24 protein-coding genes and 2 pseudogenes are annotated in these 21,654 nt (G+C 37.4%); all 26 read left to right on the forward strand.

Translation table 11 applies throughout. The features are described 5' to 3' along the window. Positions 1 to 212: 212 nt before the first annotated feature. The 26 genes and pseudogenes from HU824_RS16375 to HU824_RS16500 all read left to right on the forward strand — a co-directional run bounded on the left by HU824_RS16375 (position 213) and on the right by HU824_RS16500 (position 21,079). On the forward strand, positions 213 to 749 hold the full coding sequence (locus tag HU824_RS16375) for a UpxY family transcription antiterminator (protein WP_136011296.1): 537 nt from the start codon (positions 213 to 215) through the stop codon (positions 747 to 749). Positions 750 to 821: 72 nt separating this feature from the next. Continuing rightward, positions 822 to 1,307, forward strand: coding sequence for a UpxZ family transcription anti-terminator antagonist (locus HU824_RS16380; RefSeq protein WP_176469406.1), 486 nt, complete (start codon positions 822 to 824; stop codon positions 1,305 to 1,307). 100 nt (positions 1,308 to 1,407) lie between these two features. After that, a pseudogene (locus HU824_RS16385) lies at positions 1,408 to 1,950 on the forward strand (PD-(D/E)XK nuclease domain-containing protein); the annotation flags it as partial. Between the two features lie 91 nt (positions 1,951 to 2,041). After that, a pseudogene (locus HU824_RS16390) lies at positions 2,042 to 2,242 on the forward strand (hypothetical protein); the annotation flags it as partial. Positions 2,243 to 2,366: 124 nt separating this feature from the next. After that, the gene (locus HU824_RS16395; RefSeq protein ID WP_176469408.1) at positions 2,367 to 3,869 is read left to right on the forward strand and encodes a lipopolysaccharide biosynthesis protein; all 1,503 of its coding nucleotides are present in this window, start codon (positions 2,367 to 2,369) and stop codon (positions 3,867 to 3,869) included. Further along, the gene (locus HU824_RS16400; RefSeq protein ID WP_176469409.1) at positions 3,866 to 4,942 is read left to right on the forward strand and encodes a glycosyltransferase family 4 protein; all 1,077 of its coding nucleotides are present in this window, start codon (positions 3,866 to 3,868) and stop codon (positions 4,940 to 4,942) included. The genes HU824_RS16395 and HU824_RS16400 overlap by 4 nt, the downstream gene beginning before the upstream one ends. An 8-nt stretch (positions 4,943 to 4,950) precedes the next feature. Beyond that, positions 4,951 to 6,414 (forward strand): O-antigen polysaccharide polymerase Wzy, encoded by a 1,464-nt coding sequence (gene wzy / locus HU824_RS16405; protein ID WP_176469410.1) that lies wholly within the window; start codon positions 4,951 to 4,953, stop codon positions 6,412 to 6,414. A gap of 612 nt (positions 6,415 to 7,026) precedes the next feature. Next, positions 7,027 to 7,314, forward strand: coding sequence for a hypothetical protein (locus HU824_RS16410; protein ID WP_176469411.1), 288 nt, complete (start codon positions 7,027 to 7,029; stop codon positions 7,312 to 7,314). Between the two features lie 323 nt (positions 7,315 to 7,637). Next, on the forward strand, positions 7,638 to 8,534 hold the full coding sequence (locus HU824_RS16415) for a sugar-transfer associated ATP-grasp domain-containing protein (protein WP_255260547.1): 897 nt from the start codon (positions 7,638 to 7,640) through the stop codon (positions 8,532 to 8,534). 4 nt (positions 8,535 to 8,538) lie between these two features. Beyond that, a complete protein-coding gene (locus tag HU824_RS16420; protein ID WP_176469413.1) occupies positions 8,539 to 9,693 on the forward strand; it encodes a glycosyltransferase family 4 protein in 1,155 nt (384 codons plus the stop codon). Then, on the forward strand, positions 9,690 to 10,319 hold the full coding sequence (locus HU824_RS16425; protein WP_176469414.1) for an acetyltransferase: 630 nt from the start codon (positions 9,690 to 9,692) through the stop codon (positions 10,317 to 10,319). Before HU824_RS16420 ends, HU824_RS16425 begins: the two co-directional genes overlap by 4 nt. A gap of 12 nt (positions 10,320 to 10,331) precedes the next feature. After that, positions 10,332 to 10,562: a phosphopantetheine-binding protein gene (locus tag HU824_RS16430; protein ID WP_176469415.1), complete on the forward strand. Its 231-nt coding sequence runs from the start codon at positions 10,332 to 10,334 to the stop codon at positions 10,560 to 10,562. Further along, positions 10,562 to 11,314, forward strand: a complete 753-nt coding sequence (locus tag HU824_RS16435) for an SDR family NAD(P)-dependent oxidoreductase (RefSeq protein ID WP_176469416.1) — start codon at positions 10,562 to 10,564, stop codon at positions 11,312 to 11,314. The genes HU824_RS16430 and HU824_RS16435 overlap by 1 nt, the downstream gene beginning before the upstream one ends. Positions 11,315 to 11,319: 5 nt before the next feature. Further along, positions 11,320 to 12,078 carry an SDR family NAD(P)-dependent oxidoreductase gene (locus HU824_RS16440; RefSeq protein WP_176469417.1) on the forward strand — a complete coding sequence of 253 codons (759 nt, stop codon included), beginning with the start codon at positions 11,320 to 11,322 and terminating at the stop codon, positions 12,076 to 12,078. Between the two features lie 15 nt (positions 12,079 to 12,093). Then, a complete protein-coding gene (locus HU824_RS16445; protein ID WP_176469418.1) occupies positions 12,094 to 13,491 on the forward strand; it encodes an AMP-binding protein in 1,398 nt (465 codons plus the stop codon). Positions 13,492 to 13,505: 14 nt separating this feature from the next. Next, a complete protein-coding gene (locus HU824_RS16450) occupies positions 13,506 to 13,745 on the forward strand; it encodes an acyl carrier protein (protein WP_117988831.1) in 240 nt (79 codons plus the stop codon). An 11-nt stretch (positions 13,746 to 13,756) separates the two neighbouring features. Then, complete coding sequence (locus HU824_RS16455) at positions 13,757 to 14,845, forward strand: 3-oxoacyl-ACP synthase III family protein (protein ID WP_176469419.1); 1,089 nt, start codon at positions 13,757 to 13,759, stop codon at positions 14,843 to 14,845. Positions 14,846 to 14,921: 76 nt separating this feature from the next. Then, entirely contained in the window at positions 14,922 to 15,146 is a 225-nt protein-coding gene (locus HU824_RS16460) for an acyl carrier protein (protein WP_029328360.1), read from the forward strand. 2 nt (positions 15,147 to 15,148) lie between these two features. Beyond that, entirely contained in the window at positions 15,149 to 16,207 is a 1,059-nt protein-coding gene (locus HU824_RS16465; protein ID WP_176469420.1) for a 3-oxoacyl-ACP synthase III family protein, read from the forward strand. Between the two features lie 6 nt (positions 16,208 to 16,213). After that, a complete protein-coding gene (locus tag HU824_RS16470; protein ID WP_176469421.1) occupies positions 16,214 to 16,975 on the forward strand; it encodes an SDR family NAD(P)-dependent oxidoreductase in 762 nt (253 codons plus the stop codon). 8 nt (positions 16,976 to 16,983) lie between these two features. Further along, entirely contained in the window at positions 16,984 to 17,961 is a 978-nt protein-coding gene (locus HU824_RS16475) for a GNAT family N-acetyltransferase (RefSeq protein ID WP_176469422.1), read from the forward strand. 13 nt (positions 17,962 to 17,974) lie between these two features. Further along, entirely contained in the window at positions 17,975 to 18,853 is an 879-nt protein-coding gene (locus tag HU824_RS16480; protein ID WP_176469423.1) for a polysaccharide deacetylase family protein, read from the forward strand. A 3-nt stretch (positions 18,854 to 18,856) separates the two neighbouring features. Next, positions 18,857 to 19,465 carry a sugar transferase gene (locus tag HU824_RS16485; protein WP_176469424.1) on the forward strand — a complete coding sequence of 203 codons (609 nt, stop codon included), beginning with the start codon at positions 18,857 to 18,859 and terminating at the stop codon, positions 19,463 to 19,465. Position 19,466: 1 nt separating this feature from the next. After that, positions 19,467 to 20,054, forward strand: coding sequence for an MBL fold metallo-hydrolase (locus HU824_RS16490; RefSeq protein WP_176469425.1), 588 nt, complete (start codon positions 19,467 to 19,469; stop codon positions 20,052 to 20,054). A 306-nt stretch (positions 20,055 to 20,360) separates the two neighbouring features. After that, positions 20,361 to 20,684, forward strand: coding sequence for a nucleotidyltransferase domain-containing protein (locus HU824_RS16495; RefSeq protein WP_176469426.1), 324 nt, complete (start codon positions 20,361 to 20,363; stop codon positions 20,682 to 20,684). Then, positions 20,681 to 21,079, forward strand: coding sequence for a HEPN domain-containing protein (locus tag HU824_RS16500; protein ID WP_136011276.1), 399 nt, complete (start codon positions 20,681 to 20,683; stop codon positions 21,077 to 21,079). The genes HU824_RS16495 and HU824_RS16500 overlap by 4 nt, the downstream gene beginning before the upstream one ends. The last annotated feature ends 575 nt before the right edge of the window (positions 21,080 to 21,654 follow it).

Consider the following 21,654-nt stretch of genomic DNA (forward strand, 5'->3'; position numbering starts at 1 on the left):
AAACGAACGTTTAAAAAACGCTTTTTTCTTGTAATCCGTTCGTTTATAGTTTTTTACCGGAAGGTAATGAAGAACTGCAAAAAATCTGTTGGCAAGAAGGGCACAATGCTTGCCGTATTTTACATAAGGTGCTCGCAAGTGATTGGATACCAGGTATATACCGAGTATTCAAAGCCCCAGAGGAACACCTTTTTATGAACAAAGCGGCGAAAATGGGAACGGATAACGAGATTGAAGTCTGGCATGCCATGCGTGCCACATACCGCAGGGAGCTTGATGCGGTGCATCTTCTCGAGAAGGAGAACCTCGGCTGTTTTGTCCCCATGCAATATAAGGTAAGTATCCGTAAGGGTAAGAAAGTCCGTGCTTTGGTTCCTGTCATCCGTAATCTGGTCTTTGTTCATGCACGTCCTTCCGACGTACAGCGTGTAAAGTCTCAAATTACTTATTTGCAATATATCACCGATACCCGCAGTGGTCAGAAGATAGTCGTCCCCGACCATGAGATGCAACGCTTCATCGCCGTTGCCGGAACCTATAACGACCATTTGCTTTACTTCCAGCCCGAAGAGTTGAATCTGTCGAGAGGAACTAGAGTCCGTATTACGGGTGGTGACTTTGCAGGTCAGGAGGGCGTTTTTCTGAAAGTGAAGGGCGCACGTGACCGCCGTGTGGTTATAGAGATACAAGGCGTCATTGCCGTAGCCATGGCCACCATCCATCCGGACCTTATAGAAGTGATCAAATAACGATTACTATGTAGGATGTGGCGAAGTATCTTTTTTCCTCTTTAGAATCTAAAATCATAAATCTGAAATAATATGTCTCTTTTAGAAGAAACAATCGTTCTTCAGCGTGCCGCGCACGACTTGATGTATTTGGGCATGGACGGTAGTCCCATCTATAGTGACGACTTGTCACGTCGTAATGGCGAAGTCTATCGCTTGACCACAACTTTGTATAATTCCGGCACCTGGGGCACTACAGTGGAGGAACAGGCCAATGTTTGTCTCGCTCTTTTGATGGGTTACAGCGCCTCGTTTGTCGACCACGGTGAGAAACAGCAGCATGTGCAGGAGGTTCTGAACCGTTGTTGGGATGTTCTTGATACTCTTCCCGCTTCCTTGTTGAAACTTCGTCTGCTCACTGCTTGCTATGGAGAGGTTTTCGATGAGCCTTTGGTTGAGGAAGCCCGTTCCATCATTGCCTCTTGGGATGCTCCATTGCTGACTGCCGAACAGCAGGAGGCTGTTGATGAGTTTCAGAATGTGATGGAGAATCCTTATCCGTGGGAGGAAGTGGAATAGATAATGTGTAAATAGAATTTCTCTTTGAAGAAAATTATCTTTATGTGAATAAAACTGCAATACTCTATAAGATAGCATTCAATTCCACTCCTTATTTTCTGAACCGTTGAAAGAGAGTTATTATGATTTGTGCCTTCTGATTGAGGGGGGGGACGACTTTCGCTTTTTTTGAATATCGTCAGAAGTAAAGAATCCGCTTCCCATGATTTACCAGAGCGGTTATCTGACCATCAAAGATTATGATAGGGATGTTTTGTTGTACACTTTGGGTTTTCCAAATGATGAAGTACGCTATAGTTTCTTGAATTTTCTGGTATGTTCTTTGCCGGTATGCCATACGATTTAAGTGATAATACCGAACGTCATTATCAAGCTGTTTTTTTATGTGGTTTTCACTTTGATGGGACAATTTGTTGAAACGGAAGTGCGCAGTGCGCGCGGTCGTGCCGATGCCGTGGTGAAGACGAAAGATACCATTTATATTTTTGAGTTTAAACTGAATGGAAGTGCCGAGGAGGCGTTGCAGCAGATTGATGAGAAAGGTTATCTGATTCCTTATACGCTGGACGGGAAACGTTTGGTGAAGATAGGGGTGAATTTCAATAAGGAAACAAGGAGTGTAGAGAGATATTTGGTGGGATAAAAGATAAAACAGGACGTATGACTGTAAGCTGTCAAAAAATGGCTATTGATTGAAAGTTCTATCTTCGCTGCGAACAAAAATTTTAGGATTTATGTATAGCAGTGAAGATTTTGAAAAGTTTTGCTTTCAATACCAGACTGAGGCTTTGCCTCATGGAGAATCCCTCCAATCATTTTGTGTTAAGAACAAAGTTCCTTATAACATCTTTCTGAAATGGTTCAAAGATACTCGGAAAAAAGTAGTTGAAGTCCAGATTAATGGTGCTCCTGAAATAGGTCATGAAGAAAAATCCAAGACTAGTGATTAATCTCACCCAGTATTACCACTGATTCCTAAGAATATCATTTGTTTTTTGACTTCCAGAGTGCTTGCTTTGTAAAATCAAATGGTTCTTCCATTAATTCTCTCTTTTTGTTATGAATCTGAAAAGATTGTCGAAAAACGTATTGTTCTTATATGTTCGTATGCTGGTTCTGCTTGTTGTAATGTTTTATACATCAAGGGTGTTATTATCTGAATTGGGGGTGAATGATTATGGCCTATACAATGTAATTGGAGGGTTTGTGCTTTTGTTCTCCTCATTAAGGACTCTCTTCTCTACCGCTATTCAGCGTTTTATTAATTATGAGAAGGTAAGTGAAGGGTTAAAAAGAATTCAGGAAATATTTACTATTGGAGTATATATTCATCTGGCTATCTCTCTCTTGTTTATTATACTTGTAGAATTGATTGGAATATGGTTCATCTCCGAAAAGTTGGTGGTCGAGCCAGAGCGTATTAGTGTTGCATATTGGGTGCTACATTTTTCCGTTTTATCGTCTATTGCGTTGATAATGACCGTTCCTTACGATGCGCTCATTATAGCAAACGAAAAAATGAATTTTTATGCTTATGTATCTGTGCTTGACGGAATTCTTCGTTTGCTGGTCGTATTTTTCTTGATTTATTGGGATTGTGATAAATTGAAACTTTATGTAGTTCTGATTTTTATCGTTTCCTTAATCATGCGCTTTATTAATATGGCATATTGTAAAAAGAGTTTTCCAGAGTGCAAGATTGTGAAAATATCAGACTTTAGATTGGTGAAGGAAATGTCATCTTTTGCTGCCTGGAATTTCTTAGGCAATTTTGCATATTCCATCTCTCACGAAGGTGTCAATATATTGTTGAATATGTTTGGTGGTACAAGCGTTAATGCAGCGCGCGGCATTGTATATCAAGTAAAGAATGCGTTGAATACTATTTTGAGGAATATTGTCGTTGCAGTTGATCCACAAGGCATCACTTTGTATTCGGAGGGGAAAAAAGAGGATTTTTCTTATCTGATGAGCCTGTACACACGCATTGTGACTTTCATTTATTTGATGATGGCTATTCCTTTATTTTTTTATACCAGTGATGTTATAGGATTTTGGCTGGGACAAGTGCCTGAATATGCAGTTCTCTTTTTGCAATGGATTCTACTTTATATGTTTTTCAGGGCATTGCACTTTCCCGTAAATTTGGTGTTCAAAGCTTCAGGAAAGTTGAAATCATACCAACTGATTGAGTTTGTCATATTGATTTTAACTTTGCTAATTTCTTATATTGCTTTATGCATGGGGTTCTCCGTTACATCAGTTTTTATTATCATGTTCGTTGTGGAGATTGTCAATTACATCAATATACTTTGGCTTTTAAAACGAAGTTCTTTAATGGATATCTATCTATACTGTAAATGTGTCTTATCCGTTGTATTGCTGGCTTCTATTGTTGTTGTGTGTGAATCTCTATTCCTGTTGAAGATATTAGGTGACATGAATTTTATTATCCAAATATTGATACAACTTTCTGTGATAGGGACTACTATCTTTATGTTGGGCTTTAGTAGCGAGGAAAAGGCCAAAGTGTATAGGTTGCTAAGAAAGAAATTTAGATGAAGATATTATTTTATATTCCTGCCATGATAGGTGGCGGTGCCGAACGCGTTACGGCTATCCTATGCAATGAATTTGTTAAACTGGGACATACTGTGTTGGTTGCAACAAATCCAGCCAAGGGTAGCTACCCCTTGGAAGAGGAGGTTGAAATTTTGAATATTTACGGGGGGAGATATAAAAAGTTGCCATGGGGATTGCGCCAACTCTATGTGTGGCGGACGGCAAGGAAATTTGTTAGAAAAGAGAAGCCAGATGTTGCAGTAGCTGTAATGCCCCCATTCTATTTGCTTGCTCGTATGGCAACATGGGGTACTGGAGTGCATTTTGTGGCATCCGACCACACTTCTTTTTGGCCTAACGACTTGATGCGCTTTAACTTTATCCGACATCATCTATATGGCTTTGCCGATGTGCTGACCATTCTCACCCAAATGGATTATCGCTTATTGGGGAATAAATACCCCAATAAAGTGGTGATGTACAATCCCCTAACCTTTGATGTGCTGAGCGAGAAGAAGCTGAGAAAAAAGACGATAACCGCTATGGGGCGGTTGGATGTGTGGCAAGTAAAAGGATTTGACTTGTTGATAGAAGCGTGGGCATTAATTGCTTCAAAACACCCGGATTGGACATTGCAGATTGCAGGAACTGGCTCGTATGAATCATTGGAAAAACTGAAGAAAATGGCTATTGATAAGGGCGTTTCCGATTCAGTTCATTTTTTAGGATTTATCAGTGATGTACAAAGGGCTTTACAGGAGACCTCAATATTTGTGCTGTCATCAAGGATTGAGGGATTCCCTATGTCGCTGATGGAGGCGATGTCTCAAGGGTGTGCATGTGTTTCCTTCAACATTAGAGGCGTGGTTAGTGAAATTATATCAAATGGTAAGGATGGCATAATAATACCTGATGGTGATATCCAATCAATGGCTTCATCTTTAGATAATTTGATGGATAATGAAACTTTGCGTAAGGAACTCAGTAGTGAAGCATTAATCTCTATCAAGCGTTTTGACGCTTCCAGTGTGGCCAAACAGTGGATTTCGTTGTTTGATAAGTTGCGTAAATAACTTGGAGAATGGGAATAGTTTCTGTTTATACATATTTACAAGCTTGTTTTTCTCTTTATTTTTTATTGCTTCAGTTCTTTGCCCCAGACTATCTGGACATAGGATATATATGTAGTGTATTGGTCGGAGTGCTTGGCCTGCTGTCTGTTCACTATTATGGATGTTATATTACAAAGTTTGATAGACGGGTAGTTTCTATTCGAAACTTATTCGTGGTGTTCTATGTCATTGTATATTTCCAATATCCATTAGACTACCTTTTGGGTTACAATGTGAGCATGACTTGGATATATAGGACAGATATATTCTGTGGAGCACTTAATTTTTCAGCTTTATGCCTGTCGCTGTTTTTGTTGGGGTACTCTCTGCTATCTGTCCCTAAGCGGTTGCCTACCTTGACTAATAGAGTCTGCTTTCCGTATGTATGGCCGTTTGTCGTCTTAGCTTGGGTCTGTTTTTTTCTTTTTATACTGCGGATGGGATTCTCATTTTTTATGGGGGGATATGGAGCCGAAGGAGATGGGTCGACAATTGATGATGATTCTGGAGCTCGTTTTTTCAATTATCTTCAGTTATGCCTAAAGATAGTAACAGTAATGGTGGTTTGGAATCATTTTAAGGATGAAAAGCGGATTGACAGTATTAAGTCCTATCTCAACCTGTTTCCTTTGTCTTTTGTTATTCTTTATTTCTCCATTGTTATCCTTTGGTTTACAGCAGGAGGCAGAGCGGTTTCCATTACTTTGATTTTATTCTTTTTTTGTGGATATTTTATTCTCTCCAAGAAGGATATTCCGTTTTTCTATGCTTTTATATTGGTTATCGTAGGCGGATTGTTTTTTAGTCTATTCAAGATTATGGGGGGATTGACTTTTAGTCATTATGAAGGTGTGAATATAATGGAGGCCATTTCTCGGGGATATGATTTCTATCAATCGTATAATGAAAATGCATCTTTGTTTGTTCCAACCCGTGAACTGTCATTCAGCATGTATACCTACGATATTTATTATTATTGGTGGAATACTGGCAATGTCTATGGAGGTTTGTTCCTGTTGCTCTCTATCGTAGGTGCTATTCCTGGATTGACCCCAGTGTTGTCTCAGATGATAGGGATAGATTTGAATTATTACTATTTAGCGAAAATCGTGACGGACTATGATGCAGCTGATAGGGGATTGGGATCTTCGTGTGTAGGTGAGTTGCTGTGCGATGTGGGTTTCTCGGTTACATTATTGTTGTTATTCTTGATAGGAATATTGCTTCGAAAGTTGGATACTGCATTTCTTGAAAAACATGGGCAGTTCAGTTTATTGCTGTTCATTTTAGTCTTTAGTTATCTGTCAACGGTGTTTTTTGCCCCGCGTGGCTCATTGCTTTCAGGTATTTCAAGTTCAATCTTTATCTACATACTGCTTAGGAGTTATGCATTGGTAGTTCAACGAGCGTCAAAACGTAAGCACTCAAATTAGGGCTTAACTTAGAAATGTATATTTTCACGACTGAACTAAAATTTGAGATTTATGTACAGCAGCGAAGATTTGGAAAGATTCTATTTCCAGTACTAGACGGGGGCAATGCCGAACGCTTGTCCAAACTGGATGAAGTGTTGTCATGCGTTGAAGAGCTTAAAAGGAAATTGGCTTCAGAAGTCTAGAAGTGTAAAGTGTCAGACCTTACAGCGAAGTTGCAGTTTGCCGATAAGAACCGCTTTGGTGACAAGAAATAGAGTGTCAGGAAGAAAGAATCGGCAAAAGGCGAAGAGTCGGACCGTGGTAAGGACGAGGAGGATTTTGACGCTACATCCGACTCACTTCCGACAATTCCGTATCCAAGAATCAGACATCTTCGAAGGAAGAAGATTCTCCAAAGAAAGAACGTGACTTGTCCAACCGTCCTGAGACCTATAGGACTATGGGTGTTAATGGACTGGCTGAAGTGTATAAGTCAGATGATGCGAAAGTACTTGGACGTATTCTTGGTAGGAAGATGGTCTCAGTTTTTCATTTGGAGATGAGCCTTGTTGAGAAACGCTTCGAGATAGTTCATTATGTGAGAAAGGCAAGGTTTATCTTGACCAGCTTGTGGAGTCATTGAAGGAAGTTGCTTTGGAGAAAGACTCCATCGTGAATTGCGACGAGACGTGGTGTAAGGTGCGCAAGTATGACTGCTATAAAAAATGTTACATTTATCTGGATACATTTTGGAACAATATCTTTGCTTACACAAAGGATGGCGGTTATCCGATAGACACAATGTTGCCGAGCGTGCAGTCCATCCTTTCACAACACAGAGAAATTCAATGCTTCATTTGGGCAGTGATGAAGGAGCGAAGATGGCTGCCACTTACCACAGCATCATTAGTACTGTGAAGATGCAAGGTCGGCCGAAATGGGATTATCTTGGGATTTTTTTGTTAATATCTTTAATGGTTGCAGGGCTTTTTCAGTCTGCGACCAGACAAAATAGGATTGGCAACATGCTAATAGTTAATGAATAAGCTGAAAATTTAACAACTCAATATATAGGCACTCGCAGAAGCGCCTAGACAAAGGGGGATACCCTAAATTGAGTGCTAATAATAATTATAGAGTAATTGAATATTATGAATCTAAAGAAAATCAGTACACGATTTCGCGAAATGAGATTAATTTATGTCGGAACAGAAATCTCTTTTGTACAGAAACTTTTTTATATGACCGATTATGTTTTTGCTTTCATAATTCATGGAGCTTCTATTAGTGATTATTTTGCTTATAACTTTTACAAGCTTAGATATAATGGAAGAAAAGAGTATATAACTTATAGGCGTTATCATGTCATACAAAATAAATGCAATAAAGTTTCGGATAGATGTTTGTGTCGGGAAAAAAATAAATTTAATAAATTATTTAAAGAGTTTTTGGGACGTGATTGGATTGATATAAATAATGTTGATGAGACGCAGTTTGTTTCATTTTGTCATAAATATCCTGTTATTTTTATTAAAGAAATTAATGGATATAGGGGGATAGGTACTCGTAAAATAGAGACGGAGAAATTGAATGCAAAAGATTTGTATAATAAACTGATTTCAGATACAGATTCTCATTATATTGCAGAAGAGCAAATAACCCAAATTAGTGAACTTGCAAACTTTCATCCTTGGTCGATTAATACAATACGTATAGTAACGGTTTATGATACGATAAATGATAAAGTTTATATTATGAATGCTCGTTTACGAATGGGAAATAAAAAAAACAATATTGATAATTTTCATTTTGGTGGGATTGGTGCAAATATAAATATAGAAACAGGAATTATAGATACAATTGGTTATGATGCACATAATAATACTTATATAGTACATCCGATTACAGGAAAGCAAATAATAGGTGCTCAAATTCCATATTGGGAGGAGTGTAAAACTTTTGTTGAACGTGCGGCAAGACATATTCCAAGTGTTCGATATATAGGTTGGGATATTGTAATACAAAGTGGAGGTCGCTTTTTATTGATAGAAGGCAATGATAATGCTGATCATGATTTTCAGCAATTGCACAATCGTGGTTTGTGGAAACAATATCAATCTATAATCAAAATATTTTAAGATTATGTATATATTGATGATTGCTCGTGGATATCCTACTAAAGAAGACCCACAATGGGGGTGTTTTGAACAAGATCAAGCGGAAGCATTGTGTAATAATGGGAATAAAGTTGTTGTACTAAGTGTTGATAATCGTTTTTTATGGAGGAAAAGAAAAATAGGGATTACACACTATCGAAAAGCTGGAATTGATTATTATAATATTTTTTGGATTCCTGGTGCTATTACACGTTTGATTTTTGGACATTACAACCTATTTGTCAAAGAAATGCAGATGCAACGACTATATAAGAAAATAGAAAAAATACACGGTAGGCCGGATGTAATATATGGGCAATTCTTTTTTAATACAGCTATTGCGGTTTGTTTACAAAGAAAATATGATATTCCATTAGTCGGGATAGAACATGCTGGACGTTTCAATGCAGATAAGCTTGATTCTATAACAAGAAAGATGGCTCTTTATGCTTATTCTAACGCAGAGGAAATTATAACAGTGTCACAAACGCTAAAGCAAAGAATATTATATCATTTTGAAAGAGATAGTTTTGTTGTGCATAATTTAGTCAATAGTATTTTTTTTCAAGCTACTCAGAATAGAAAAAAAACTGAAGTTTTTAATTTTTCTTCTATAGGTAGTCTTGTATATGGAAAAGGATTTGATTTATTGATAGAAGCTTTTTCTATAATGCATAATATTGATGAGAAAATATATTTAACAATAATTGGAGAAGGAGAAGAAAGAGGAAGGTTACAAGATAGAATAGACCAGTTAGGCCTTTCTAATAATATTTTTTTGGTTGGTCGGAAAACAAAAAGTGAGATAGTTCAACTATTAAATAATAGCTCAGCATTTATCCTTCCTTCACGAAGTGAGAATTTTTCGGTTTCTGTATTAGAAGCCTTAGCTGTTGGTTTACCTGTAATAGCAACTTTATGTGGCGGGATAAAAGAATGTATTGATGATAACAATGGCTTATTAGTACCTATTGAAGATGTAAACTCCTTGTCTGATGCAATGAAAAAAATGTATTATACAATAGGTGAATATGACAATCAGAAAATTTCTCAAGACTGTTTTGATAGATTTTCTCCTTCTGTAATTGCTACTCAATTAATAGATGTGTTTGAGTGTGCCATAGAAAAACATTCATTATGAGACAATTGATTATCATTGCTGCCGGTGGTATGGGCCGTACTCTATATGATATGGCGCGTGAAAGCTTAGGCTTTGCAACAGAATTTGTCGTTAAAGGTTTTATTGATGACAATTTATCCGCATTGGATGACTTTCAGAATTATCCTCCGGTAATAGACAAAATAAGTACTTATATACCACAGAACGATGATGTTTTTGTCTGCTCTATAGGTGGAAATGCCCGTAAAAAATGTATGAGTGAAATTATTAATAGAGGAGGGCATTTTATTTCCTTAATCCATCATACAGCTAGAATTGGTTCTAATGTAAGATTGGGTGAAGGAAATATTATCGGTGCTTATACAAGCATTGGTGCCGATGCTGTGATAGGTGATTATAATATGATACAATCTTATACAGTAGTGGGGCATGATGTTCGTTTGGGTGATTGGAATCGTATTGATACACATGTCACTTGTGTAGGTGGTACGGTTGTTGGAAATGAGGTAGATATTTATACTTCTTCCGTGTTAAATCATGGAGTTGTTGTAGAAGATAATGCTCATGTTGGCGCTTGTAGTTTTGTTATACGCAGAGTTAAAGCTGGTACTACTGTTATGGGGAATCCCGCTAAAAGATTAATATAAATAAAAAATAAAATGGAATTGGTAGACTTTATTGAAAAATTTGCTGAGCAATTTGATGATGTGGATGTAGAACAACTAAATTTTGCAACTAAATTTCGCGAGTTAGATGGTTACACATCGCTGATTGCTTTATTGATTATTACAATGATTGATGAGGAATATGATGTCATTGTTACTGGTGATGATATGAAACAGCAGGTAACTATTGGTGATTTGTATAATTTGGTATCTTCCCGTTTGTAATGTGTAATCCTTTTTCTTTAGAAGGGAAGACTGTACTAATTACAGGAGCTTCATCCGGTATCGGACGAGCTACTGCCATTGAATGTTCGAAGCTGGGAGCAACTTTAGTTCTGACAGGTAGGAATGAGACTGCTTTGCAAGAAACTAAAGAATTGCTATCTGATTCAAATAAAGAACATTTAATGCTGGTTGCTGATTTAAGAATAGAAGAATCCTGTGAGAAATTGGTGGCTCAATTACCCGTATTGGATGGTTTTGTTTGCAATGCGGGAATAGGGAAAATGTTACCATTGCAGTTCTATTCTTTGGATGTACTAAACGAAGTATTTCAGATGAATTGTTTTGTTCCTATGTTGTTACTGAAATTGTTGGTGAAGAAAAAAAAACTGAGAAATTCATCTTCAGTGGTCTTTACTGCATCAATTTCTGGTTATAATAATGTGGCACCTGCAAATGGTATTTATGGAACTTCAAAGAGTGCTTTGAGCACTTATATGAGATATGCTGCCTTGGAATTGGCAGGGAAAGGGATTCGATGTAATGCTGTACAGCCAGGAAGAATCAATACTTCTTTGATTTCTAATCGTTTGCTATCAGAGGAAGATGTAACTAAAGACATTGAACAATATCCAATGAAGCGCTATGGCAAGCCGGAAGAAGTGGCTTATGCCATAATTTATTTGCTTTCCGATGCTTCTGCATGGGTTACTGGTACTAACTTGGTAATTGATGGTGGCCGTAGTCTGAAATAATTTGTATGGAAAGGCTTTTATATAATAAGATATGTATTGTTACCGGTGCCGCACAAGGTATCGGTAAATCTATAGCTGAATGTTTTGCTTCGGATGGTGCAACAGTTTATGCTTGTGACCGTGCTGAAGGAGTTATGGATGAATGGGCGAGGGCTTGCTCAGAAGATAATAATACCCGTGTGCTTCCTTTATATTTTGATGTGACGGATGCTACAGCTGTAAAATCAGCCTTTATGTCCGTATTCAAACAAGAAGGTCGTATTGATGTATTGATTAACAATGCGGGTGTGGTATTTAATAAGAAAATCGGTATGATATTGCGTCCGGAAACAGAATTGATGTTCCGTGTTAATGTAATAGCTGTAATTGAAATGATTCAGCTGGTTTCTCGTTTGATGGCTCGCAATCACCGCGGCTCTATTGTAAACATAGCATCGGTAACGGCTGTACTAGGTTCGCCGGGACAGTCTGCTTACTCTGCAACCAAAGGAGCAATCATGTCTTTTACTAAATCTGCAGCTAAAGAATTGGCTCCTTTGGGTATTCGTGTGAATGCTGTTGCACCGGGTATTGTCAAAACGGAACGCTTTTCAGAGCTTTATGAAGAAAGCGGTGAAAAAATCGATACTCGTATTCAAAAGATTGCTTTAGGACGCTTGGGAACTCCTGAAGATGTTGCTAATGCTTGTGCTTTTCTTGCTTCAGACCGTTCTTCTTATATTTCAGGTCAGATATTGGGAGTCGATGGTTGTGCTTCCATTTAGAATAAAACAAATCAAATGATATTGAATTTAAATAAGCAACCGCAGGATGCGTTTGCTGCAGTTGATGCTTTGGGGAATACTTTGAAGTATGGTGAGTTGTTGGATTTTTCCGAGAACATATCTGCCGTTCTTCCCTGTCGTTCTTTATTATTCTTATTGACAGAAAATAATGTCGGGGGTATAGCCTGGAGTATAGGTTGTATTAATTCCGGCAATGTCCCTTTAATATTGAATGCGCATATTGAAAAGGAACTTCTTCATAATCTACTTGATATTTATCGTCCTTCTTATGTTTGTGTGCCCTCGTTGATGGCAGTTGACCTGCATTATGAAATGGTGTGTGAATATTATGGCTATATCCTCTTGCGTACAGGAATGGAATATTGTGCGATGCATCCTGATTTATCTCATCTTCTACCTACTTCCGGTTCAACAGGTAGTCCTAAGTTGGTGCGGCATAAATATAGCAATATAGAAGCAGCGGCCTTAAATATCTCTACTTTCTTTGGCCTGACTTCCAATGATCGCCCTTTGCTTGTCCTTCCATTATATTATACTATGGGGCTATCAGTGGTATTCAGTCATCTTTATGTTGGAGCTACTGTGTTGATAACTAATCAAAGTATGACCGACAAAGCTTTCTGGATTTTTATGAAAGAACAGCATGCCACCAGTTTTACGGGTGTTCCTTATAGTTTTGAGATATTAAATCTGATGCGTTTTTTCCGTATGGACTTTCCTGATTTGACACTGCTTACTCAAGGAGGCGGAAAAATGCCACGTCAGTTGAATTTGAAATTTGCAGAATATTGCCGTGATAACGGGAAACGTTGGATTGCCACTTATGGACAGTCGGAAGGTACTGCCCGTATGGCTTATCTTCCACCGGAGTATGCGATTTCAAAGTGTGGTAGTATAGGACGTGCGGTTCCGAATGCAGAATTGTCATTGATAGACAGTGATGGTTCTGTAATAGAATTGCCGAATATGGAGGGTGAGATGTGTTATCGCGGCAAAAATGTAACGATGGGGTATGCTCGTAAGCGCGAGGATTTATTGCTGGGTGATGAGCGTAACGGTTTTATGCGTACAGGTGACCTTGCCTATCGGGATGAAGACGGGTGTTATTTCATTGTAGGTCGTATGGGACGCTTCTTAAAACTGTATGGAATGCGTATCGGATTGGATGAGTGTGAACAGATAATTAGAGGTAAATGCCCGATAGAGTGTGCCTGTGTGGGTACGGATGAAAAGATGATTGTTTACCTGACCGATGATAAATATGTGACTGCGGTAAAGGAAATATTGGTAGAAAAGACCAGACTTGTGGCGTCGGCTTTTGAAGTAAGAATAATAGATAGTATTCCTAAGAATGAAGCCGGAAAGATATTATATAGTAAGTTGAATTTATAAAAATAGAGAATGTAATGACGAATATTGAAAAATACAATGATGCTTTTGTTGAGGTGTTTGGTGTGGATAGCTCTGTACTGAATGATGATTTTTCGAAAGAGAACGTTGAATCATGGGACTCTGTTCACCAGTTGAATATCATTGCTTTGTTGGAAGAGTCTTTTGATGTGATGTTCGATCCGGAAGATATTATGGAATTCACTTCCTATGGTAAGGGACGTGAAATCTTGAAAAAGTATGATGTTGAACTCTAACGGGTTTCACTATGGCAAGATGGGAAATTAAGAATGTCGGGATGAAGGGAGTGGCTATGGCTGTTCCTGAGAATGTGGTAAAAACTTCAGAACTGGGACTTCTTTCCCAAGAGGAAGCTGATGTATTCGATAATACAGTCGGTATAAAAGAAAGGCATATCGCTCCGGACACAATGTGTGCCTCGGATATGTGCCAAGCTGCTGCCGAAAAACTGCTTGAAGAGCTGGGTTGGGAGAAGGACAGTATTGATGTATTGCTGTTTGAGTCTGTTACGGGTGATTATCGTACTCCTCCTACTTCCTGCATATTGCAAGACAGGCTTGGCTTGTCGGAAAATTGTTTTTGTATGGATATTCCAATGGGTTGTTGTGGGTGTATGTATGCCATAACAGTTGCCGGTAACTTGTTGGCGACAGGTAATGTAAAGCGTGCCTTGTTGCTTGTAGGTGATACGGCTTTGCGGATGGGGTCTATGAAAGACAAAAGCCGTGTACCTTTATTCGGTGACTGTGGTACAGCCATAGCTTTGGAATATGATGAGACTGCCAATGATATTGTAGTTGATTTTCATACCTACGGTAAGGGATATGAAGCTTTGATGACCCCTCACGGTGGTTTTCGCCATCCGGCTACACCTGCTTCCTTTGAATACGAGGATTTCGGTAATGGTATTGTTCGTGCTCCTATTCATACTCTGATAAATGGGATGAATGTCTTCTCGTTTGCAATATCCCGTCCTCCCAAATCTGTAGAGAAATTTTTGATAGATTATAATATTAATCGCGATACGGATATTGATTATTTCTTGATTCACCAAGCTAATAAAATGATTGTTGACCGTATTGTTAAGAAGCTAAAACTTCCTCAGGAAAAGGTTCCTTATAACTTGGAAGAATTTGGTAATTTGGGAGGTGCTTCGATTCCTTCATTAATGGTGACACGACTTCGGGAACAATTAATGTCGAAAGAGACTACATTATTAATGTCTTCATTTGGTTTAGGATTAACATGGGGAACCATGTGGATGAAGACAAAGCCAATGTGTGTACCTAATACTATGATAATAAATGGTAAAAATGCTGATTTTAAGTCGATGTAGACTTGGTAATATGATGGTGCACATTGTTTTGTATTGAAAATATGAAAGTATATATTAATTATTTTATAAACATATTATGGATAGGAATGATTTTATAGTAAAGTTTGCGGAACAGTTTGAAGAAACAGAACCTGGAAAAATAACTTATGAGACTCGTTTTAGAGATATTGAAGAATGGAGTTCTTTAGTCCATTTGTCAATAATCATGATGTTGGATAGAGAGTATGATGCTGCTATTGATGAAGATGATTTCAATAAGTTGGAAACTGTAGAAGATATATTTAATTATATAAATAAGTAATTATGGGCTTTTTGCAATTTGAGGGAGTCGGTGTTTCCGGTATGTCTGCTTGCGTCCCTCGACGTATTATTCACAACTATGAATATACTGAGTTTTTCTCACAGGCAGAAGTAAAAGAGGTTGTTGATAAGATTGGTATTGTGGAACGTCGCTTTGTTGATGATAAGACTTGTAGCTCAGATTTATGTTTTGCTGCGGCAGAACGTTTGATAAGCGACATGAATATTGATAAATCAGAGATTGATATGTTGATATTTATTTCTCAGACTCCGGATTATCGTATGCCAGCCACTTCAGTAATATTGCAGGAACGTTTGGGATTGTCGCATAAGACAATTGCATTTGATATAAGTTTAGGTTGCTCTGCATTTATATATGGTTTGACAGTGGCTTATTCATATGCACAGCAACCTAATATACGTAAAGTGCTATTGTTAGATGGTGAGACTAGGTCGAAAGTTTACTCTCCTAAAGACCGGAAAACAGCGTTCTTATTTGGTGATGGTGGAGTTGCAGCAATAATAGAAAAAGGTGAGAAATATGGTAAATCATTTTTTTCTTTAAATTCTGATGGTTCTCGTGAATCTTTAATAAAGATAAATGCGGGTGGTTATCGAATTCCTAGTTCTTCGGAAACTGTAAAAGAGAAAGTTGTGGACGAATATGGTAATATCAGAACAGATGAACAAGGATACATGAAGGGAGGGGATGTATTTAATTTTGTTATTCGTGAAATACCTAATGATATTAAGGCAACATTAGAATTTGCTGAGATGAATATTCAAGCTATGGATTATTATATATTTCATCAGGCAAATAATTTTATGAATTCTTATCTTGTAAGCAAATTGAAAATTGATGTTAATAAGGTTCCTTCAACTATTAGTAAGTTTGGAAATGTTTCATCTGTGTCTGTGCCGCTGACTATTGTTTCTGAATTGAAAGATAAACTTATAGGAAATCATACAATATTACTGAGTGCTTTTGGAGTTGGAATGACTTGGGCTACTGGTATTGTATCAATGAGTGATTGTTATATAAGTGATATTGTGGAAATTTGATTTGTTATGAAACATAGTCCATTTTCTTTAGAAGGAAAAGTAGTTCTTGTCACCGGTGCCTCGTCAGGAATTGGAGCTCAATGTGCTATAGATTGTAGTAATATGGGAGCTCGTGTTATTCTTGTTGGCAGAAATGAAACAAGATTAAATGAAACTTTAATTCAAATGACAGGGGATGCTCATACTGCTATCTGCTATGATTTAGGAAATCTGAATGGTATTGCAGAGTTGGTTGAACAAATCCATAATAGTTATATACATATTGATGGGCTGATTCATGGGGCAGGGATTGAGAAGACTATACCTTTGAAATTTTTGCTACCACAGGATTATGAGGAAGTATGGCGAATAAATGCTTTGAGTGCTTTTGAACTGATAAAATGTATATCCTCTATAAAATATAAAAATACAGGTTGCCATTTTGTTCTGATATCTTCTATTGCATCTGTCATCGGAAGATTAGGAGTAACTGCATATGCAGCTTCGAAAGGTGCTATGGTTGCTGCAGTGAAGCCGATAGCTCTTGAATTGGCGGCTAAACAGATGACTGTTAATTGTGTTTCACCTGGTACAGTTTTAACTCCAATGATGAACAAATATTTAAGTTCTTTGTCAGAGGAAAACAAACAAAAAAGACTGTCTGGTTTTCCTTTGGGAGTAGGTACGGTAAATGATGTGTCTAATGTTTGTACCTTTCTGTTGAGTAATGCTGCCCGTTGGATTACAGGGCAAAACATTGTGGTAGATGGCGGTTACACTATACAATAATAATTGTAATGAACCAAATCATTTTAAAAAAAACAACAGAACTGGCGGAAAATGAAATGGAACAAGTTTGTATCTTGTTTCATGAAATATTCCCTAAGCATTCAATGACTGTTGAGTCTTTTCGGAATCGATATATTCAAACTCCTTTAGGTTATTCTATTCATGCTTTATTGAAAGATGAGAACAATGTAGTAATTGGTAGTCATAATCTGGTTCCTTATTATTATGTTTTTAATGGGATAAAAACATTATTTGCTTATGGGGCTGGTACTATGATTAAGAAAGAATATCGTAATTTTTTTACATATGAACGCTTAATCAGAGAAAGTCAAAAATATATTGTAGAAAATGAGAAATGTTCCTTTTTGATGGGTTTTCCCAATGCTAACGCTTATCCGATTCAGAAAAAAGGACTAAAAAGAAAGGATATTGGAAATCTATCTACTTATATATTACCAATTAGAATTGGTAGTATTAAAAAGCAATTTCGACAATTAAATTTTCTATCTGTATTTTTTGCAGAATTGTGGCTGTACTTCTCTGTGCTTTCTTTCTCAACTAAAGTCAGCAGACCTCTTGTTCATAAAGAGCGAATGTCTTTCAATAAGTTCAGATATTTAGAAAAGAAGGGGAAAACCCCTAAATATTCTTTTATAGAGAATAAAGGAATGCATGGAGTCTATCGTGTAATGGATTATGAAGGGATAAAAACAGCTTTTTTATTGGATGTATATCCTTTGTCGAAGAAAAACTTCGATTGGGCTGTGAGAACTGTATACAAACATTGTAGTACACAATTCCTTGATATGATCATGTATGTCGGGTATCTTCCTTTTACACCAATGACTCTGATAAAGGTGCCGGAGAAATTAGAACCTAAAAAGTTTCATTTTGTAGGTACTATATTTGATTACGATTTGATAGATGAGAGGATATTTGATGTTGAAAATTGGGAAGTAAGCCTTGCTGATTATGATTTAATATAATTAAGATGATAAAATGAATATATTATCTTTTGATATTGAAGAATGGTATATTGAAAGGCACTTTAAGGGTGGACGAAAAGAGAAATATCGTCAGTATGATAAGTTGTTTGATTGGATTTTGAATATACTTGATAAAAGTAATTCCAAAGCAACATTCTTCTGTGTGGGTCAATTAGCTGTAGAGTTTCCAGAGGTATTGAAAAGAATTTCTGATAATGGTCACGAAGTAGGTAGTCATTCAAATCGGCATCTGTGGATAAACAAGATGACTAGACAGGAATTTGCAGAAGATACACGTATTGCTGTGCAAGAAATCGAGAATCTGATAGGCAAAAAAGTAAGCAGTTTCCGTGCGCCGGCTTTCTCAATAGGGAAAAATAATGACTGGGCATTTGAAGTATTGGCAGAAAATGGGATAGAATATGATTGTTCTGTTTTCCCAGCTAGTCGGGATTTGGGAGGATTTCCCCAGTTTAGTTCGATTATACCTTCGTTGGTTAAAAAGAACAATTATACGATTAAGGAGTTGCCAGTTTGTCCTGCCAGATTAATGGGAAAAGCGGTGCCGTTTTCGGGTGGCGGCTATTTCAGACTAGTGCCATTGTGGTTACATAAGGAACTTATTAGTCGCATGGATTATGTGATGTTCTATTTTCATATCAATGATTTAATTGAGCAGAGTTCAAAGTTCATGACTAAACAGGAGTTTGAAGAATATTATAGAGAACCTGGTACATTAAAGAACCGTATAATCCGTTATGTAAAGACGAACATTGGTAAAGGAGGAGCGTTGAATAAATTGGATACTTTATTGGGAAATTATTCATTCTGTAATGTACAGCAGGCTGCTGAGTCAATAGATTGGAATAAACAACCGTTAATTGAATTGTAGATTATGTATAAGAACGGATTAAAACGTGCGATAGATTTTCTTATTGTATTGTGTGCATTGCTTGTTATCTGGCCCATATTACTTCTTCTGATAATTTTCCTCCATTTCACCAATAAGGGTGCCGGTGTCTTTTTCACCCAGGAGCGCCCTGGAAAAAATGCCCGGATATTCAAAGCCATAAAGTTTAAGACAATGACAGATGAGCGGGATTCAGAGGGAAATTTGTTGCCGGATGCTGAACGTCTGACAAAGATTGGGAAAATAGTCCGTTCCCTTTCCATAGATGAATTGCCACAACTAATAAATGTATTAAAGGGGGATATGGCATTAGTTGGTCCCCGTCCTTTATTGCCGAAGTATCTTCCTTTATATTCAGAGGAACAGTTCCGTCGCCATGAAGTACGTCCGGGAATTACGGGGTGGGCACAGGTAAACGGACGGAATGATATCAGTTGGAAACGTAAGTTTGAACTGGATGTGTGGTACGTGGATCATATTTCTTTCTGGCTGGACGTGAAGATTATTATGCTAACCATAAAGAAAGTGTTCGTTAGAGAAGGGATCAATAAGGAAGGTAATGCTACCACTGAGGCTTTCAACGGTCATAACTGAAATGAACATCCATCAGATTGTCAATTCTGTTTTCACCTCCAATGCTTATATACTGTCTGTTGAGGGGAAAGATGGGCATGTATTGATAGATATTGGAGATATTACCCCTATAAAGCAGTTTGTTCAGGAAAAGTGCGGAACGGTACAAGCTTTGTTTCTGACTCATACTCATTACGACCATATTTATGGTATAAAAGATTTATTACGATTGTATCCTGATTGCACAGTTTACACTTCCTCTTTCGGTAAGGAGGCTTTAGGTTCGGATAAACTTAATTTTTCCCGTTATCACAATGATTCTGTAATATGGATGGGAGATAATGTGACGGTTTTACATGAGAATGATAAAGTGGAAATATTTCCGGGAATTTTCGTGGAAGTGTTTGAAACTCCCGGACATGATAAAAGCTGCCTTACCTATAAAGTCGAGAACAATGTTTTTTCGGGTGATTCATATATCCCGGATGTTAAAGTCATTGCCTCATTCCCTAATAGCGATAGGGAAGATGCACGGATCTCGAAAGAACGTATCACGGAATTAACAAAGGACTGCAGTCTGTATCCCGGTCATGGAAACATTTATGAGTAAATTGTCCAGATATCTGGAAAGGATTTATAAAGCCGTTTCCTTTCTTTTTATTCCCCACTACGTAAGGAGCTCGAAGTCTGATCATTAAATAATCACATATATATTTATGGATAAAACTATTTATATCTGCCTTGCTTTGAGTTTGAATAATCTTAATCTGGTTGTATTATTGAATATGTGTTTTTATTGAGTAGCGGATGATGTCATGAGGTGTTATGTGGAATCTTTACACTTTATTGATATATGATTAGGATATTTCGGTATAGAATATTATCTTTGTGTTTAGGAAACAACTAAAGCAGTATCATGGATTCTCGAAAAACAGATGTATTAAAGTTGATAAAGGAAACTTTGCAAGGAGCTCTTCCTGCGGGTGGTCATGCTTTTCTATATGGGTCTCAAGCCAGGGGGGATGCACGTGCTGATTCAGATTGGGATGTACTGATTTTGCTTGATAAACCAAAGATAGAAGATAGTGATTACGATACTATATCTTATCCGTTGGTGGAACTGGGATGGTTGAAAAATGAATGCATAAGTCCTGTTTTATATACTTTAAAAGATTGGTTGAAATATCATTTTACACCTTTTTTCCATAACGTAAAGACTGAAGGAATACAATTGATATGAGTTTGGCTAAAGAAGAAATAGAGGCTGTAGTGGCTTATCGTAAAGAAAAAGCTTATAATACGTTGAAGGAGGCAGAAGACATGATTGACACGAAGCATTGGAATCTTGCCATTCAGCGTTTGTATTATGCTTGTTTTTATATGGCTTCCGCATTGCTGATGAGCCGTGGTATTAATGCGCGTACCCATAATGGTGTTGTAGGGCAATTAGGACAAAATTTCGTGTCAAAAGGGTTCTTGACTAAAGATGAAGGACGGTTGTATTCCCGCCTTTTGCAGAATCGCATCACCGGTGATTATAATGATTTTTTTGATTTTACAAGAGAAGATGTCGCACCGTTGCTGGAACCAACTCGTAATTTATTGATTAAAATTGATGAATTGATTGTTTTTTGAGATTTCTATATTGAGATGTTAGCTCCGTAAGTAGTCAAAAAAAGGATAAGCGCTCAAATTAGGGTTCCAAAATACTATCTGGCGGAGCGGGCGGTCTGTCTCTTTACGCCCAAACGCAAGAACTCCCTGCATTTCGGAAGTGATGATGGAGCGGAGATTACCGCTGTATATCATACATAATCAGCACAGTGAAGCTGCAAGGCAGGTTCACAGGGGATTATCTAGGCAAATTTTTTACCGGAATTTTAACGGTTGCAGAGATTTTTTTGAGTCTGTCACTGCAAAATATAGACTTGGCTGTATGCCAATAGTTAAAAATCAATCGAATTTGATAATATTTTTTATAAGGCATCCATTCTGTTGCCTTATAAAAAGGATATGCTCTAAATTGAGTATTAACACAAAGCTCCTTATAACCTCTTGTAAATTCTCCCGATACTTGGAAAGGGTAACCATTCTATTTTCCGCCTTGACACGCATCGCAACCCAGCATATCTTTGCGCCATAACCAATTACTAACAAAGATTATGGCAAAAGAAAAAGTAAACTACCAGGAGGTGTACGACCTCTATCAG

Origin of the sequence: Bacteroides sp. L10-4, from assembly GCF_013373675.1 — a bacterium.
In the GTDB taxonomy this organism is placed as follows: Bacteria; Bacteroidota; Bacteroidia; order Bacteroidales; family Bacteroidaceae; genus Bacteroides; species Bacteroides muris.